At 60.6% G+C, this 15,800-nt stretch carries 14 protein-coding genes; 7 read left to right on the forward strand and 7 right to left on the reverse strand.

Annotated features, from left to right (window positions below; genetic code table 11):
* Window positions 1–51: 51 nt before the first annotated feature.
* Complete coding sequence (ligD, locus tag ACVILL_RS06780) at window positions 52–999, forward strand: non-homologous end-joining DNA ligase (protein WP_456734196.1); 948 nt, start codon at window positions 52–54, stop codon at window positions 997–999.
* Between the two features lie 84 nt (window positions 1,000–1,083).
* Here the strand turns inward: ligD and ACVILL_RS06785 are convergent, their stop codons facing one another.
* From ACVILL_RS06785 to ku, 3 genes are read right to left on the reverse strand one after another with little or no spacing between them, the layout of a single operon-like run.
* The gene (locus ACVILL_RS06785) at window positions 1,084–1,548 is read right to left on the reverse strand and encodes a metallophosphoesterase family protein (protein ID WP_456728364.1); all 465 of its coding nucleotides are present in this window, start codon (window positions 1,546–1,548) and stop codon (window positions 1,084–1,086) included.
* Window positions 1,545–2,048, reverse strand: a complete 504-nt coding sequence (locus ACVILL_RS06790; RefSeq protein ID WP_456728365.1) for an NUDIX domain-containing protein — start codon at window positions 2,046–2,048, stop codon at window positions 1,545–1,547. Before ACVILL_RS06790 ends, ACVILL_RS06785 begins: the two co-directional genes overlap by 4 nt.
* 58 nt (window positions 2,049–2,106) lie before the next feature.
* Window positions 2,107–3,039 (reverse strand): non-homologous end joining protein Ku, encoded by a 933-nt coding sequence (gene ku, locus ACVILL_RS06795; RefSeq protein WP_456728366.1) that lies wholly within the window; start codon window positions 3,037–3,039, stop codon window positions 2,107–2,109.
* Window positions 3,040–3,185: 146 nt separating this feature from the next.
* On the opposite strand from ku, the gene ACVILL_RS06800 reads away from it, so the two are divergent.
* The 3 genes from ACVILL_RS06800 to ACVILL_RS06810 are packed head-to-tail and all read left to right on the forward strand — an operon-like array spanning window position 3,186 to window position 4,804.
* Entirely contained in the window at window positions 3,186–3,581 is a 396-nt protein-coding gene (locus ACVILL_RS06800; RefSeq protein ID WP_456728367.1) for a hypothetical protein, read from the forward strand.
* A gap of 44 nt (window positions 3,582–3,625) precedes the next feature.
* Window positions 3,626–4,075, forward strand: coding sequence for a hypothetical protein (locus ACVILL_RS06805; RefSeq protein WP_456728368.1), 450 nt, complete (start codon window positions 3,626–3,628; stop codon window positions 4,073–4,075).
* A gap of 3 nt (window positions 4,076–4,078) precedes the next feature.
* Window positions 4,079–4,804: an SOS response-associated peptidase gene (locus tag ACVILL_RS06810; RefSeq protein WP_456728369.1), complete on the forward strand. Its 726-nt coding sequence runs from the start codon at window positions 4,079–4,081 to the stop codon at window positions 4,802–4,804.
* Window positions 4,805–4,966: 162 nt separating this feature from the next.
* On the opposite strand, the gene ACVILL_RS06815 is transcribed toward ACVILL_RS06810, so the two are convergent.
* Genes ACVILL_RS06815 through ACVILL_RS06830 form a run of 4 tightly spaced genes read right to left on the reverse strand, consistent with a single transcriptional unit; the run spans window position 4,967 to window position 11,751 of the window.
* Complete coding sequence (locus ACVILL_RS06815) at window positions 4,967–6,193, reverse strand: Wadjet anti-phage system protein JetD domain-containing protein (protein WP_456728370.1); 1,227 nt, start codon at window positions 6,191–6,193, stop codon at window positions 4,967–4,969.
* Window positions 6,180–9,701 carry an SbcC/MukB-like Walker B domain-containing protein gene (locus ACVILL_RS06820; RefSeq protein ID WP_456728371.1) on the reverse strand — a complete coding sequence of 1,174 codons (3,522 nt, stop codon included), beginning with the start codon at window positions 9,699–9,701 and terminating at the stop codon, window positions 6,180–6,182. Before ACVILL_RS06820 ends, ACVILL_RS06815 begins: the two co-directional genes overlap by 14 nt.
* On the reverse strand, window positions 9,698–10,372 hold the full coding sequence (locus ACVILL_RS06825) for a DUF4194 domain-containing protein (protein ID WP_456728372.1): 675 nt from the start codon (window positions 10,370–10,372) through the stop codon (window positions 9,698–9,700). Before ACVILL_RS06825 ends, ACVILL_RS06820 begins: the two co-directional genes overlap by 4 nt.
* A complete protein-coding gene (locus ACVILL_RS06830) occupies window positions 10,369–11,751 on the reverse strand; it encodes a Wadjet anti-phage system protein JetA family protein (RefSeq protein WP_456728373.1) in 1,383 nt (460 codons plus the stop codon). Before ACVILL_RS06830 ends, ACVILL_RS06825 begins: the two co-directional genes overlap by 4 nt.
* Before the next feature lie 73 nt (window positions 11,752–11,824).
* On the opposite strand from ACVILL_RS06830, the gene ACVILL_RS06835 reads away from it, so the two are divergent.
* The 3 genes from ACVILL_RS06835 (at window position 11,825) to ACVILL_RS06845 (ending at window position 15,780) form a co-directional block, all read left to right on the forward strand.
* A complete protein-coding gene (locus tag ACVILL_RS06835; RefSeq protein ID WP_456728374.1) occupies window positions 11,825–12,523 on the forward strand; it encodes a DNA-binding protein in 699 nt (232 codons plus the stop codon).
* Between the two features lie 118 nt (window positions 12,524–12,641).
* A complete protein-coding gene (locus ACVILL_RS06840; RefSeq protein WP_456728375.1) occupies window positions 12,642–14,369 on the forward strand; it encodes an AAA family ATPase in 1,728 nt (575 codons plus the stop codon).
* The gene (locus tag ACVILL_RS06845) at window positions 14,356–15,780 is read left to right on the forward strand and encodes a UvrD-helicase domain-containing protein (protein ID WP_456728376.1); all 1,425 of its coding nucleotides are present in this window, start codon (window positions 14,356–14,358) and stop codon (window positions 15,778–15,780) included. The genes ACVILL_RS06840 and ACVILL_RS06845 overlap by 14 nt, the downstream gene beginning before the upstream one ends.
* Window positions 15,781–15,800: the final 20 nt, after the last annotated feature.

Raw genomic sequence — 15,800 nt, forward strand, 5'->3', positions numbered from 1 at the left:
TTGAAGGACGTCCATGCATTTCGCAACGGGCTTTTTAATGATGGGCCTCGGATGACCCGGACGTCGACGCTGCCAAGGCGCTTGCAGCCGATGCTCGCGACCCTCACCGACGCGCCCTTCAACGACCCCGGCTGGGTTTTTGAGGACAAGTACGACGGCTTCCGAATGATCGCAGAAATCCGGCGGGGCAAGGTTGCCCTCTACAGCCGCAACGGCAAGATCATCAGCCGCAGCTATATCGAGGTCGCCAAAGCGCTGGAGGGCGTGAAGAGCGACGCCGTGATCGACGGCGAGCTCGTCGCGATCGGAAAGGACGGCGTCTCGCATTTCCAGCTGCTTCAAAATGCGCTGCGTCATGAAGCGAAGCTCAAGTATTGCGTCTTCGATCTCATGTTTGAGAATGCAGTGGACTTGCGCAAGCAGCCTCTCGTCGAGCGCAAGAAGCGGCTGAAGGCAATTCTGCCGCGCGACAAGCTGATCGCCTTCAGCCGTCACCGCAAAGCGAAAGGCACGAAATTCTTCGCCGAGGCCGAGCGGAAGGGTCTCGAAGGCATCATGGCGAAGCGCGCCGACAGCGCGTATGCGTCCGGAAGTCGGACGGCGGATTGGCTGAAGATCAAGACGGCAAAGCGACAGGAAGTGGTGATCGCGGGGTTCACGGCGCCCAGGCGCACCAGGCCGTTCTTCGGCGCCCTGGTCCTCGCCGTGCGGGAAGGCGACGCATGGTGCTACATCGGACATGTCGGCACCGGCTTCAGCCACAAGGTGCTGGAAGATCTCCATGCCAGGCTCGTGAAGCTGACGGCCCCTAAATCGCCCTTTCCTGCCAAAGTGAAGGACGAGGCCAACACGGCCTGGGTCAAACCCTCACTGGTTGCCGAGGTCAAATTCGCGGAGTGGACGAGCAAGGGCGAGCTGCGCCAGCCCGTCTACCTCGGGCTCCGGTCCGACAAGCGGGCGAAGGATGTCGTGCGCGAGCGAGAACGCCCGCGCAAATAGCGCTTCCCTTCGGACGTAACCGGCAAACGGGATGAATTAACGCATTCGCCTCTTCCGTTGTGTATTCCCTGCGCGATGGTGCGCTCAGTCGTCTCCAAGGTCGTGGATTTCCGGTCGCATGCCCTCAGGCGTGACCTCGAGCGTCGCAAACGTGATCGGCAGCCTGAAGCGCCGCGGTCCCGCGCTGCCGGGATTGAGGTAAAGAACGCCACCGACCGTGTCGATCTTCGGCACGTGGGAATGCCCGGAGACGATGACGTCGATGCCGGCGCCAAGATCGGCCTGCAGGGTCTTCAGGTCGTGCAAGACGTAGATCGACTTTCCCGCCAAGCGCACAAGGTTCGTGTCGGGGTATTCGGCAGCCCACTCGCCATTGTCCACGTTCCCACGGATGGCGGTGACAGGCGCGATCCGGCGAAGCGCATCGACGATCTCGGGGCGCCCGATGTCGCCGGCATGGATGATGTGATCGACGCCCGTCAGGCCTCGTTCCGCCTCGGGCCTCAACAGGCCGTGCGTGTCCGAAATGATTCCAATCCTGAACGTCATTTCCCGTCGCTCTCAGCCGCGATCGCCAAAAGACGATCGAGAAGCTCTCCCTGAGCGGACAGCATCTTGGTCCGCGCGAACTCGATATCGAACCACTCCGCGCGATCGACTTCGGGAAAGCTCTGCCGTCGACCGCTTCGGGGTGGCCATTCGATATCGAAGGTATTGCTGATCAGCGCCACCGGGTCAAAATGGCCTTCTCCGGCGAACGCGATTACGCGCTTGCCTCCTCGCTGTCGGACCTCTCCCAGCGGCTGGAGTGGACCAATCGAAGCGCTCGGGCCGAGCTCCTCGGCAAACTCACGCCGCGCGACCTGCTCCGGAGCATCCGCGGCATCGATTTCGCCCTTGGGAATGGACCAGGCGCCATTATCCTTCTTGCGCCAGAACGGACCGCCGGGATGAACGAGCAGAACCTCAAGCCCGCGAGCGCCCTTCCGGTAGGCGAGAATGCCCGCGCTCAACATCGATCTCCTGGAAGTCTTTTTCAGCGCAGCCATATCGCTCCCTGGCAACGAAGTAACGCCCGTTTGGCTCCACTGGATGCTTCACGACAGGCTAGGCTGACTTCCGCTGCGGTCTGGCCGCCGGTTTCTTCGCCGCGGCCTCCTTGGCCGGTTTCTTGCCGGCAATCGGCATCAGCATTTCCTTCTGTCCGGCCGCTGCCTTGCGCGCCTTCCTGGCCGGCTTCTTCGGCGCCTCTGTCGCTGCCGACGTGTCTCTTCCGATGCTCTTGCGCAGTGCGTCCATCAGATCGACCACGTTCTCGCCGCGGGGGCGCGCTTTCGCGGTGATGGGTTTGCCGGCGCGCTTCTTGTTGATGAGGTCGATGAGAGCGGTTTCGTACTGATCCTCGAACCTGTCCGGCTCGAAGTGACCCGACTTTTGATTGACGATGTGCTTGGCGAGATCAAGCATGTCCTTGGTCACTTTGACATCCTGGATCTCGTCAAAATATTCGGCCGCGGGTCGCACCTCATAGGGGTAACGCAGCAGCGTTCCCGTCAGGCCCTTGTCCATGGGCTCGAGCGCGATGATGTGCTCACGGTTGGTCAGCACCACGCGGCCGATGGCGACCTTGTTCATCTCGCGGATGGTTTCGCGGACGACGGCGAAGGCGTCGTGACCGACCTTTCCGTCCGGCACCAAGTAGTAGGGACGGATCAGATACCTCGGATCGATCTCGCTGCGGTCGACGAACTCATCGATCTCGATGGTTCGCGTCGATTCCAGCGCGACGTTCTCGAGCTCCTCCTTCGTCACCTCAATGAAGGTATCGGTGTCGACTTTGTAACCCTTGACGATGTCCTCGTTGTCGACCTCCTCGCCGGTATCGGCATCAACCTTGGCGTACTTGATCCGATGGCCGGTCTTTCGATTGAGCTGGTTGAACGAGACCTTTTCGGATTCCGACGTGGCCGGATAGAGCGCTACCGGACAGGTGACGAGGGAAAGACGCAGGAAGCCTTTCCAGTTAGCGCGGGGGGCCATGACGGGGGAACTCCAATACTGATGCCGGATTCAAGACGAATGACCAGGCTTGGTTCCGACACCGTGACCTTTCCAACAGGGGGATTTTTTCACGGAGCAGGCTCGATCGGACTCGACTTTTGTTCTCTTTATGTTCTAATCCCGGCATGGCGGATCGACCCGCGAGCTGGCGTATGCCTACCCCAAAGCAGATGGAAAAACTGGCCGCTGAAGCTACCCGTAGACCGGGCCCCTCCGCGGCGGCTCCAGATGCGCCACTCCCGGTGGAATATTGGGAATCGGTCCTGAAAGACCCTCGCGCGGACGACAGCGGAGCTGAAAGGCGACAGCGACGTCTTTCCGAGATTCAGCGCCACGTGCTGCGCATCTCCTGCCGTCGCTGCGAGCGGACCGTGGAAATCCAGAAGGCCGATGCAGTCCGATTGTATGGCGGCAACGCGGTCTGGAAGGACGTGGCGCAGCGGTTGCTCGACAACACGTGCCAGCAGCGCACCGGCAGGCATGAAGAAGACGGGTGCTGGCCGGCGTTCGAGACGTCCTAGCCCGTTCCGGAACGCGATCCGATCTCTTAGCGCCTGGATGCCGGATGGCCCCGAAGTATCACCCCACTCCCCTGTCGGGCGGCGACCGAAAGGCTCTGGCGAAAGAGCTCGGCAAGGCACGCGCGATGGCCAACATCCTGGCGGCCCAATCGGCGGAAACGCGGGCCAAGGGCGAAGCAATGATCCAGCAGGCTGACAGGCTGCTTTGCGAAAGCTGGAATGAGCGCATGTGGAGCGACGGCGAACCAATCGATCCCTCGCCCACCATCGATCAGGCCGTGAATGGAGGCTTTCCCTGGCTTGAGATCAGGTGCGCGCGCTGCAAGACGCCGAGCGACGTCGACCTCGCGGCGATGAAGCACCCGCCAACCACCTTCGTGCATGATCTCGCCAGCCGGCTGCGCTGCCGCAAATGCGCCAAGGCGGGCCGGCGTCCGTCTGCGACTCTGCTACAATTGGCTTGGCAGCCTCGCCACCCTCGAACCGAAGACTGATTGATGTGCAATCTCTATTCGATCACGACCAACCAGGCCGCTATCAGCGCGCTATTCCGCGTCGTGAACCGATACGTGGGCAATCTGGCGCCGATGCCCGGCGTGTTTCCCGACTACAAAGCACCGATCGTGCGGAACGGAGCCGAAGGCCGCGAGCTCGCTACGGCGCGATGGGGGATGCCATCTTCATCGAAGGCACTGATGGACGCCACGAAGCAGCGAGCCGAGAAGCTGCAGGCCAAGGGCAAGACGGTCGATTTCAAGGAATTGCTCAGAATGGAGCCCGACGGCGGTACGACCAATATCAGGAACGTCAAGAGCAAGCACTGGGCCCGCTGGCTCAGCGTCGAAAATCGTTGCGTAGTCCCGTTCAACTCGTTCAGTGAGTTCAACAAGGCCGAAGGCGGCGATATCTGGTTCGCCCTCGATGAGACCCGCCCTCTCGCCTGCTTCGCCGGCATCTGGACCAACTGGACATCTGTCCGGAAGGTCAAGGAAGGCGAGACCACCAACGACCTCTACGCTTTCCTCACGACGGAGCCAAACACCGAGGTCGCCGCCATCCATCCGAAGGCGATGCCCGTGATCCTAACGACGCCGGATAAGGTAGAGACCTGGATGACGGCTCCTCCGGACGAGGCCCTGAAGCTGCAGCGGCCTCTACCGGATGAGACACTTCGGATCGTCGCTCGCGGCGTCAAGGAAAACCTAACAGGGCCAACGACGTGACCGACGAGACTGACTACCAACGGCGCCAGCACCGCATCGGCGAAGATCATCCATGTCGATATGGACGCCTTCTACGCATCCGCGGAGCAGCGCGATTAATCAACAAGGCAGCCAGGTTGTGTTCCGATCGTGATCCCCCGGCAGATGCGACGCTACTTTCGCTCATGACGAAAGGAGCCTCCCGCCCGCGAGAATTGGGGGTATCGGATCGAGTTCCTCCTGCTCCAACATTTTTGCTTCCTCACTGCGAAGCCAAAGCGCTAATTGTCCGATTTCGCCTGAGCGCATAGCGAGTTTCTCGAGACCTTTCTGCGATTGCAGCGGTGACCCGAAGGCCAGCGCGAGTTTTGGCTTCATCTGATGCAGTTGAACACGAGTTCCGAACGCATCTTCGAGATGGGCGGCAATTCTCAAACCACCCGCATCGATATCACCCCAATGGTACACTGGCGTTTCCGGCGCCAGGAGAACAGCGTGCCGAACGAGATGCACCATGCTCGAGAGGACATCGCGCGCCGGAAATCCATCGGTCAGGAGTGCGAGATAGTTTCCATCGATTTCCGTGCTGTAGCGCCAAAAGCTGGTCGGATTCTCGACAGTCATCACGTAGTCGACGCCGTGAGCCAAAGAAGCTTGCCTAACCGAGAGCCATGGAAGGCCAATAAACGCATCTCCAGTACCATGGATGTTCAGCGCGTCGGAAGAGAGCCGAAGCGGACCCTTGACCTGCAAGAGATGGGCTCGACGCACGATGCCACTCGCTTCCAGAACCTCGCGCGGCTCTTCACCGGCCAGGCTCGGATCGCGACGCCGGAGCAACTGGGCGACGCGTCCCTCCATGCGTTCCAGGGCCTTGCTGTCTTTTACGATTCGGCGAGAAAACGTCCGGTGATCGATATCGCGGCCCGACAGGTTCACGATGCCATGCACAAGACGGATAATCGTGAGGAACGTGTTGATCTCGCCCACCGAGAGCCCGAGAAAGGTCTTGTTGCTTTTCCAGGCTGCAATCGCCTCTTGCTCGATGTCTTGGAAGAAGGCATCGGCCAGGATCTCCGGGATGGCGGATAGTATCGCCTGATGCGCGGTCGCAGCGGTCGCTGTTGCGCGCGCTCTGACCAGGAATCGATAAAGCTGGTCAGGATCGACGAGGCGCACCCGCGCGAATTCGCCGGTGAAGCGTCCAAGTCGATCCTGCTCGAGCGCGATACCGCCCGCTCGTTCCGCATCCCGCAGCACACGATGAAATTCGTCCTGCGCGGCGGGACCCCCAACCAAGGTGTAGTCGATCGTCTGCGTGATGTCGCGTGAGCGAGCCAGCGGCGCCTCAAAGCGGTCGAGCAGCCGATTCAGCAGTGTCTCCGCGGTGTATTGATTATTCCGCGGCATGCCTCCGCTCCTCGCGGACACGATCTTCGAAGAAGCTTCGCGGCTGATGCATCGGATTCTCTTTGCGCAAGAGAGCGTGGGCCTCGTGATGGAAGTGCTGCGGAGTCACCTGGATCGCGCGACCAACCTTGATAATCGAAATCAATGTATCGAACGTCTCTTGATAGAGCGCCTGGTGCGTTTTTGGCGCGGCCATGATGAGCTGCAGGCCCAGCTGATCGTAGAACCGGATGATCTTGTAGATATTGTCGGGATCGAGCTTCTCGAATGCCTCGTCCATCAGCATGAGCGCCGATTGAGGCGGCGCCTCGCGACTGCCTCCGAGGTGATTGAAGTAGGCTGACGCGGCCGCGACGCCAAGGCAGATATAGAACGGGACGAACTTCTGTCCTCCGCTGGCCTTGCCGCGGCGCTGCTCGAGGTCGGAGATTCTGCGGTAGCCCTGCTGCGGATCGCAGATATCGATGCTGAAACGAAAGTAACTCCGATAGTCCGCAAGCTCGCGAATTCGGCGGCGATTCTGGGCATCGTCGCCATTCTCGATCGTCAGCATGTCGATCAACTCTTTGATTTTCACCTGATCAGGATCATTCGGATCCGGATTGCTCTGCATCAGAGCGGTGGCCTTCGGCGCCACGATGTCGAGCCGATCGATCAGGTAGCGGATGGTCTCCTTGTCCTGATCACGCTCCTGGCGGATCTGATAAACTTCCCCCATGAAGACGCTGCCGCGCAACGCCCGGTTCAGATCGTCCTTAATGCGGTCGACCGCATCGATGTTGCCGCTAAGGCGGCTCAGGAAGTCGTGCACCATTGTCTCAACCAGGGCGGCGACAGCTTTATCAATCTGACCCTTGAAGTTACGCAAAATGGTTTGGGTGAGCTCGCGATGTCTCGAGTCGATCCAGTCGTAAAGAGTGGTCGTCTGTTCGGTCGCGACAAACTGCGTCCACTCGAAGTGCGGATGCTGGTCGGGATTTGCCTGAACATAGTCTTGGACGGCGGCGTTCAGCCTCGCTACCCGCTGGGCCGGTGCCCTGTCCTTGAGAAGGCCCTCAAAGTGATTGCGGACATGCGCGGGATGCCCGCGCGTGGCGCGCTCCTGCACATAGACAGCGCGAGCGCGCCGGGCGAACGCCTCCAGGCCAATCGCGGGATCGTGCCGCTGCCAGCGCCGGTCGAATGGCGGGAACGCCTCGCAGGCACGTTCGGCGGCCTTCTTGCGTTCGTCCGCGTTCGTCTTCATCGCGCCCTTTCGTTGCCCGATGGCGTCGATGAGCTCGTCTTCCTTCCCCTCCTCTTCGTCTCTTTCCTTTTTGTATTGAACGAGCATTTGCTCGACCTCGCGCTTTTCCTGCATCACCCCTTCCGGCAACTCGGCCTCGAGGTCGCGAATGAGGACGACCTGGCGCTCGCTCTCGCGATCCGCGGATTCGATCGTCTCAAGCAGCTGGGCGGCCGCGCCGCGATTGGTCACGAGAGTCGTCTCAGCGCGTTTGATGGCCTCAAGGACAGCGAATGATCGGCGTTCATTGTCCCGCGCGGTCTGCAACTTAGTCTCGAGGTCGCGTTGCTGTTCGCTGAGCTGGGCGATCTGCTGCTCGCGGACCGATTGTCCCAGGCGCGGAATCTGCTTGAGCTGGCGATACTCGATGCCGCGGCCATGGGCGTACTTGCCGTCGGCTGATGCGGCCAGATCGCCCTTGCGGATATCATTGGCGGAGCGCGCGCGAATGATACGGCCGAGCCGCACGTTGAGGAACGCGCGCGCATATGAGTTATCGGTAACCACGGCCTCGGCCAACGTACCGGAGCGGACACTCTGGTCCTGAGCCAGCACATTCTCCGACTGGATCAGCTTGGCTCTGGTCGCTTTATAGTGGCTGTCGAAATGGCGGTAGGCCTGGTCCATAAAACGCGGCTCGATGATGAGGGCATCGGCCCAGTCGCCGAGGATCGATTCGATGATGGCGCGCCATTCGGCAAACGCAGGCGCGATATCGGCGACTTCCGAAAGACTTTGCGCCGGCACATGCATCTTCGCCATATCGGCTAGGAAGTCCTGCGTGTCGTTCGACATGTAGGTGCCGCCCGACTGCAGCTTCTTCAATATGCGATCGCCCTCGTCAAATTCCTTCGTCAAACCCGCCTTAATCGAGGCGGCGGTCTGATGGCGCTCGTCGAGCACGGCCCGGACGTCAGATAGCTGCGGCACGGCGGACACGAGCGCCGCGATCTGCTTGGGAGATTTCGGCCAAGCGGCATCGTGGACGCCGACCAGGTCGGACGTCAGCCTCGAAGCAAAATCTGTGATTTTGGCAAGACCGCTGGGAAAGGCGGGGCTGTTCGTAGCTTCGCGCAAGGAGTTGAGCGCATCGAAGATCGGCTTAGCCTCGATGACGCCCGCCTTGCGGATGGCGTCTTGGGTGTTCCTCTCGGCCTGCGCCTTCTTGATCTGCTCAAAGGCCGGCGTTCCGTCGATCTGGTCCTTGATGGCGTCCAGTCGGCGCCGGATCTGCTCGATCCCTTCGACGAGCGTCTGCTGATAAGACCTAGTGCTATCGAGCTTCTCCTGCATCTCGGCGATCTCTTGGCGCTGCTTCGCAATGAAAGCACCATATCGATCGTATTCCGCGCGCTGAGCACCGTAGTTCCACATGCGCGCATTAAATTGATCGTCCATGACGCGCTCGCATGCCGCGCGGATCGTCTCGACCGTCCTGATTTCCGCCTCGACGCGCTCGATGGTCTTCTGCATGTCGCGCCAGGTGTTATAACGCGCCTGGAAGGTCTCGATCTCGATCGGGAGGTCGTCAAGCAGGAAGCGCTTGACGAAGTCGGTGACGCTCGTGATCTGCGCGATGTCAAAAGACAGCGCCTGGCGCAGCGCGGCGCGCGCACGATCGGGATCGAGTTGGGTCCCTCGGGCATTCGCGTTGATGATCGCGTAGAGCTCCCGCAAAAAGGCCTGATTTTTCTGTCGCTGGAATGTCTTGACCTCTCGTCCCTTACGGCGCTGTTCATCCAGGAAAGTCTGCCACGCCTTCTCCTCAAAGCCCCTGGGTTTCGGATGGACGAAGTCTGCGAAACCCAGTATCTCGCCCTCCAGGATGAAGAGGCCGAGAACGTTCTCTTCACTGAGAGATGCCTTGGCCTCGAGACAGACGCCTGCGGTGCAGCGACGCGATCCGTCGACAGCCTCGAAGCCGAGAGCGATATATGTCAGGCAGGCGTCGCGCTGATAGCCTTCACCATCATCGAGCAAACCAAGACAGGCCTCGCGCACGGTTCTGGTGCTGCGCCCTCCCTCGGAAACGCGGCTGTTGAGATCGAGGTAACGCCGGTTCATGCCCGTCATGACGATCTGGATCGCATCGAGCAGAACGGATTTGCCCGATCCGTTGCCACCGAGAAAGACCGCATTGCCGCGCCCGGAAATGGGGAAGTCCTGGGCGTAGAGATAGAAATTGACGGCGGCGATGTTCCGCAACACGAAGGCCGGAATCATGATCGAGAGCTCTCCGGCGCACTATCGGAGACATCGTCTGCGGTATCATCCTCCTCGTCGACAGGTTCAGCGGCCCGCACCGTCTGACCGGCCCATACCTCGATGCGGGCCAGGAAAGAACCGTCGACCACCTCCGTGATGGTGGGACGGATGTAGATGTCGGCGGACACCTGGAGCGAGTGGTTCTGGTCGAACGTGACCAACCCCTTGCGCTTGAACGTCGTCAGAATCGATCGCAATTCGCCCGGCTTGAGAGTTCGGGACCCCATGGAGGAGAAGACGGTTTGGACCTCCTCTTCTTCGACGAGGATCTGCGCGCTCGAGTCGACGAAATAGCCCTTCTCGGCGCCTTCATTGTAGAGCATACGAAGACATAGGAGAACGATGGTTTCCTGTGTCGGGACCCGCGCATTGCCGTAGGCAACCGGGCTGACGAATCCGGCATAGCCCCAGGTGTCATTGAAGACGAAGCTGAACCCGAAGCTCGCGAACAGGTCTTTAAAATAGTCGAGGTTGCTCGCGATCCGGTCGAAATGCGCGGCTCCGCCGAAATCACCGCGGGAGACGAACTGCCGGTGCAGGAGCCGATTGGCCGTCTCGGTGAGCTGTTCAGCACTGAAGTTGGGGTCCTGGGCTGCTTGCTTTGTCGCCCACCGCGAGAAGTAGGTCATGCTTTGCCCTGTCTGCGGCGCACGAGCACGCCGGGTCCGGAAACAAATCTGTTTGTGGCCCGAGCGGCGCTCGCGCGCACTTCGAATTCGGGGTTCGATGCGAGTGCACCCGACCGTGCTTCGTAGAGGATGGCGATATCCCTCGCCGATTCCGGCTCGAACTGGTCGAGATCGAAGAAGGTGCCGTCATCCGGCACCAGCTTCCGCATACGTTCGGCGACGGCACGGGGAGTAACGTCCATGGCGGCGACATAGGCGTCGATCATCTGCTCACGCTTGACATCTGCCGGATCGACTATCTTCTGCTCCCGCGTCTGCGGTTGGACCGGCTCGCGCGCTTTCTTCGCCAGAGCCAGAGTGGCGTTCGCATAAGGAACTGGGATTTCAACAAGTGGCGTGACGCATTCGTCGTTGCCGGCGCTCCAGTGGGTGAACGCGAGGCGGATCGCATCCCGCAGTCTTTCTTCGCGGACATTGCGTGCTGTCTCCTGGTACCGCACGGTCGTGGCAATCCGGCGCTCGAGCCGATGCGAAAAGCGGTCGATCACGTCCAGCTTTTCTCCGAGACCGGCGAACACGGCACGGATGCGCATGAGGTCCTGGATGATCTGGGTTTCGGCCGCAGCGATGTCGGCGACCACGCCCTGATCCGCAAGCGCAACGGCGGCTCGCGCAATCTGGCCCTCGTCATTGATGAACAGGTCGGTATTCGTCAGGATACTGCGCTGGAATCGCATTGGATTGTAGGCGGACGCCTTCAGCGCTCGGTAGTTCTCAAGCAGTATCTTCTCGACAAAGCGCTCCATGAATCTAGCCAGCAGGTCGGCGAGTCCTTCGGACCGCATCAGGTCTTCTTCGATCCGATGGAGGGACGTCAGGACACCGTCGATCGAACGCCGTAACTGCACCGCTTGGCGGCGCGCACTGGCAATGTTCATGACCTTGCCGACGGGGTCCTGATAGGCGGCGAAAATGCCGCTGTCGATCAGGCTGGCTTCGGCTGAGATATCGACCTTGAGTTCCTCCTTCAGAGTGATCAGCGAGGAAAGCAGAGCGTGGGCCTCGCGGGGCATGTAGACCTCAGCGGCCTTTCGGTTCGCGACTTCCATGATCCAGCCGTCATCCCGCAATCGCCCATAGATAACGTACTCGGCGGTCTCCGCGGTTGAGCTTGGCTCGTCGTCGTCAGAAACGCTCCGGAAATCGGGGTTCTCGAGAACCTGGCGAATGACCTGCAGCACCTCGGATTTCTTCGGCGCGAAAGCAAAATCATCGAAGAACTGCTCAAAGATGGCTTCCAGGATCGCGACGTTGCGAATATGGGCCGGCGATGACAGCAGGCGAAATAACGTATGCGGAATGACATCAAGAAAGCTCATTCTGCCCTTTCATCGCGGGGAACCTTCTGTAAAATAAGTTAGCACAAATCAAACAAACCATCGGCTGAACACTATGCCCCGCCCGCAAAAATATACCGATTCCGAAATTGTGGCGGCGGCGCAAGCATTGATTGCACAGGGCGAAGAAATCAATCCGATGCGCGTCCGGATGCGGTTGGGAGGGGGGAATGTTAAACGGATCAAAGCCGTCCTAGCCGGGATGCCCCGGCGGCAGTCGCAGGGCCCCGCGCTTGCCGGACGCCTACCACCCGCGTTGAAGCGTGAGTTGCTAAACCTCACGGCCGGAGCCTCCCAGCAGATCCTGCTTATTCTCGCCAAGTATTGGGCAGGCGTGCCCGCGGCATCAACCAATACGATGGGCGAAGAGAACGCTGGGCTTCGAAGCCGCATCACCGCCCTCGAGAAAGACCGGCTCGCCCTGTCGGAGAAGCTCGCGCTCGCCGAAAGCCAGCGGGAGGAGACGGAACGGGCCATGAAGCAAGTGGCGACCGAGAGGGACGATCTCGCCCGGAACTTTGGCAACCTGCAGTCTGCTCTGCGCAACGCGGAAGCCGACTTTCGCGCCGCACAACGGACAATCGAAGGTTTCGAACGTCATCGGCGCGAGGACCGGGACCAAATCCGGGACCTTCACGGGCGAATTGAGGATCTTGTCGGCAGCATCGCCTCATTGAAGACTCAGCAGGCGGTTGGCCCACAGGAAAAAGGCCGATCACGCGAGATGGGCTCTTCCAAATCGCGCACCAGCTAAGCCAAAAGAGCATTCACCAAGGCAGCGGTCGCGGGACCGGTTGGTCTTCTGCCGACCGTCCGCAGTTTCAGATCCGGAACCCTCCCCCCTCAGCTAACACGATGGTAGGCCGACAACGATGACAGCCATTCGGGTTGTAGAGATCGAGAATTTTCGGGGCGTGAAGGCCCTGATGTGGAGCCCGGCCGAGGGGATTAATTGCCTGGTCGGTCCCGGCGATAGCGGGAAGTCCACGCTCCTGGACGCGATCGACTATTGCATCGGGGCTCGCCGCTCGTTGCAGCTCGCCGACTCCGATTTCCACGGGCTGGACGTCGAAAAACCTATTCGGATCGCGGTAACACTTGGCGCCCTGCCCGACGAATTGAAGGGCATCGAGATCTATGGCCTCTATCTGCGCGGCTTCGACCGGGGCACCGGCGAGATCGCACCAGAACCCGGAGCCGGCCTGGAGACCGTGTTAACGGTCCAGCTTCTGGTCGACAGCGACCTCGAGCCGCAATGGTCGCTGTTGTCCCCGCGAGCGGCCGCCCAGGGCCAGACCCGTTCGCTGAACTGGGCCGATCGCATCAGGCTCGCGCCCACACGGCTCGGTGCCTTCAACGACAACAATCTGACTTGGCGGCGCGGATCTATCCTCAATCGCCTGTCGGACGAACGCGCCGACGCTTCGAAAGAGCTGGCTAAGGCTGTCCGGGACGTCCGAGCAGCTTTCGGCGCGCAGGGAAGCGTGCAGGTCGCCGAAACCCTCTCTCTCGTGACGAAGGCTGCGACATCTCTTGGCATCCCGATCGGAGCCGCGGTAAGGGCACTCCTTGATGCAGGCTCGGTCTCGCTTACCGGCGGCACGATTTCTTTGCATGACGAGCGTGGCATTCCGCTGCGGGGGCTGGGGCTCGGATCGACGCGCCTGCTTATTGCCGGGCTCCAGCGGCAGGCGGCAGCAAACGCCTCGATCATTCTGATTGACGAGCTGGAACACGGGCTGGAGCCTCACCGCATCATCATGCTGCTGGCCGCCCTTGGCGCCAAGGATACGCCGGCGCCGCTACAGGTTTTCATGACGACCCACTCACCCGTCGCGGTCCGCGAACTCTCTGCGGAACAGCTCTTCATTTTGCGTCAGCAGAATGATCGACACCATCTGCTGCCTACCGCCGACAGAACTGGGATCCAGGGCACGATCCGACGTTATCCCGAGGCACTTCTCGCCAAGACTCTGCTTGTATGCGAGGGCGCTAGCGAGGTCGGATTGACGCGCGGTCTCGACCAGTTGCGGGTATCCAATGGATTCAAACCGATCGCTGCCTGCGGTTGCGCCCTGGTGGACGGCGGAGGCAATGAGCTGTTCGAACGTGCATTGGCGCTCCAGGCGCTAGGCTACCGCGTCGCGACCTTACGGGATAGCGACGTTCACCCTACTCCGCATCTCGAGACAGCCTTTCGGGCTGCCGGCGGCGTGGCTTTTAGATGGCGTGACGGCCGCGCGCTGGAAGACGAGATCTTCCTGACCGCCAGTGCTCAGGCGGTCGCCAAACTGATCGAGCTTGCCGTCGCGGACAAGGAAGAAGCGCTGGTCAATGAGCACATCAAATCGGCGTCAAAAAATCTCAAAGACCTGGCCGCGATCAGAGCCGAATACGCGACCGGACTGTCGCCGGAGAGCCGCGCAATCCTGGGTAGGGCCGCTCGCTTCAAGGGCGCGAAGGGCTGGTTCAAATCGGTCGGACTCATGGAGCAGGCTGCGCGGGAGATCATTGGTCCCGATTTCCAGCACGCTTTGGACGGCAGCATCGGTCAATTCATGGAACAGGTTTTCAACTGGATCGCCAATGACGGCCAGTGAGATCGATCTTCTGAGTGTCGCCCGTGGCCTAGTCGTCGCACCGGCGGGATGCGGCAAAACGCAGCTGATCGCAGACGCGCTGGTGCGGCACACTGAGCGCAAGCCGATTCTGATCCTGACGCACACCAATGCGGGTGTTGGCGCGCTTCGTTCACGGCTCGACAGAGCAGGCATAAAGCCCACGGCCTATCGCCTGTCGACCATCGATGGTTGGGCGATAAGGCTGATCACAACGTTCCCCCAACGCGCGGCCCATCATCCTGCAATCGTGAGCGGTGCACCCCCCAATTACCCGGCGATTCGCGAAGCCGCCGCCGACCTGCTCAAGAACCAACATATCAACGATGTGATCGCGGCGAGCTATGCGCGTCTTCTGGTCGACGAGTATCAGGATTGTTCGATCCGGCAGCATGCCGTCGTCTACTATGCTTCTTTCATATTGCCCGTCTGCGTCATGGGGGATGACATGCAGGCAATCTTCGGGTTGGGGAACGATCCGCTTGCAGATTGGCATCAGCATGTGTGCTCGCACTTCGCGCCGGCTGGCGCACTCACGACGCCGTGGCGCTGGGTCAATGCTGACGCCGGCGTTCTAGGTCAGTGGCTCCTTGACGCACGATCAAAACTTCTGTCGGGCGCGCCAGTCGATCTGCGAACCTTGCCAACCCACGTCCAGTGGATACAACTCGATGGTTCCGGCGACGACCATACCAGAATGCTGGAAGCATGCCGAACGGTCCCACCCGACGGACAGGGTTCCGTGCTGATTGTCGGGGAGAGCACAAACCCGGGCAGCCAGCGCCGCTTCGCAAGCCAAACGCCAGGCGCCGTCACCGTCGAGGCCGTGGACCTTCGCGACCTCGTCAGTTTCGCTGCCGGACTGGACCTCTCGGGCGCCGACGCCCTCCTCAAGATCGCATCGTTCGCGGAAGAGATGATGACCAATATCGGTGCGGCAGATCTTATCCGCCGAGTCACCACCATCATGCGCGGTGCCGAAAGGCGAGAGGCCTCCGAGGCGGAACGCGCCGCAATCGCCTTTCTGGGCAATCGAACTTACCAGCAAGTCGGAACATTGCTGGTCGAGCTGAACAAGCAGACGGGTGTCCGAGTTTATCGGCCGGGGGTGTTGCAGGCCTGCTTGCGCGCACTGGATATGTGCCATGGCCTTGGCGGAAAGACTTTCTATGAAGCGGCGCTTTATATACGCGAACAGAATCGGTTCACTGGCCGCCCTTTGCCACGTCGGGCCGTGGGCAGCACCCTTCTCCTGAAGGGGCTCGAGGCGGAAGTTGTCGTCATCCTCAACGCCGACAATCTGGATGCGCGCAATCTGTACGTTGCCATGACGCGCGGATCGAAGCGAATTGTGGTCTGCTCACGCTCTCCGCTTTTGAATCTTGCACGCTAGATCAACCAAGATGCAAATAA

Source organism: Bradyrhizobium sp. USDA 3364 (genome assembly GCF_054056355.1).

What these genes read in the sequence shown, in the direction of transcription:
- ACVILL_RS06830 (WP_456728373.1), bottom strand. Translation starts at nt 11,751, where the DNA reads ATGAGCTTTCTTGATGTCATTCCGCATACGTTATTTCGCCTGCTGTCA.
- ACVILL_RS06785 (WP_456728364.1), bottom strand. Translation starts at nt 1,548, where the DNA reads ATGACGTTCAGGATTGGAATCATTTCGGACACGCACGGCCTGTTGAGG.
- ACVILL_RS06810 (WP_456728369.1), top strand. Translation starts at nt 4,079, where the DNA reads ATGTGCAATCTCTATTCGATCACGACCAACCAGGCCGCTATCAGCGCG.
- ACVILL_RS06825 (WP_456728372.1), bottom strand. Translation starts at nt 10,372, where the DNA reads ATGACCTACTTCTCGCGGTGGGCGACAAAGCAAGCAGCCCAGGACCCC.
- ACVILL_RS06840 (WP_456728375.1), top strand. Translation starts at nt 12,642, where the DNA reads ATGACAGCCATTCGGGTTGTAGAGATCGAGAATTTTCGGGGCGTGAAG.
- ACVILL_RS06835 (WP_456728374.1), top strand. Translation starts at nt 11,825, where the DNA reads ATGCCCCGCCCGCAAAAATATACCGATTCCGAAATTGTGGCGGCGGCG.
- ligD (WP_456734196.1), top strand. Translation starts at nt 52, where the DNA reads ATGACCCGGACGTCGACGCTGCCAAGGCGCTTGCAGCCGATGCTCGCG.
- ACVILL_RS06805 (WP_456728368.1), top strand. Translation starts at nt 3,626, where the DNA reads ATGGCCCCGAAGTATCACCCCACTCCCCTGTCGGGCGGCGACCGAAAG.
- ku (WP_456728366.1), bottom strand. Translation starts at nt 3,039, where the DNA reads ATGGCCCCCCGCGCTAACTGGAAAGGCTTCCTGCGTCTTTCCCTCGTC.
- ACVILL_RS06845 (WP_456728376.1), top strand. Translation starts at nt 14,356, where the DNA reads ATGACGGCCAGTGAGATCGATCTTCTGAGTGTCGCCCGTGGCCTAGTC.
- ACVILL_RS06820 (WP_456728371.1), bottom strand. Translation starts at nt 9,701, where the DNA reads ATGATTCCGGCCTTCGTGTTGCGGAACATCGCCGCCGTCAATTTCTAT.
- ACVILL_RS06800 (WP_456728367.1), top strand. Translation starts at nt 3,186, where the DNA reads ATGGCGGATCGACCCGCGAGCTGGCGTATGCCTACCCCAAAGCAGATG.
- ACVILL_RS06790 (WP_456728365.1), bottom strand. Translation starts at nt 2,048, where the DNA reads ATGGCTGCGCTGAAAAAGACTTCCAGGAGATCGATGTTGAGCGCGGGC.
- ACVILL_RS06815 (WP_456728370.1), bottom strand. Translation starts at nt 6,193, where the DNA reads ATGCCGCGGAATAATCAATACACCGCGGAGACACTGCTGAATCGGCTG.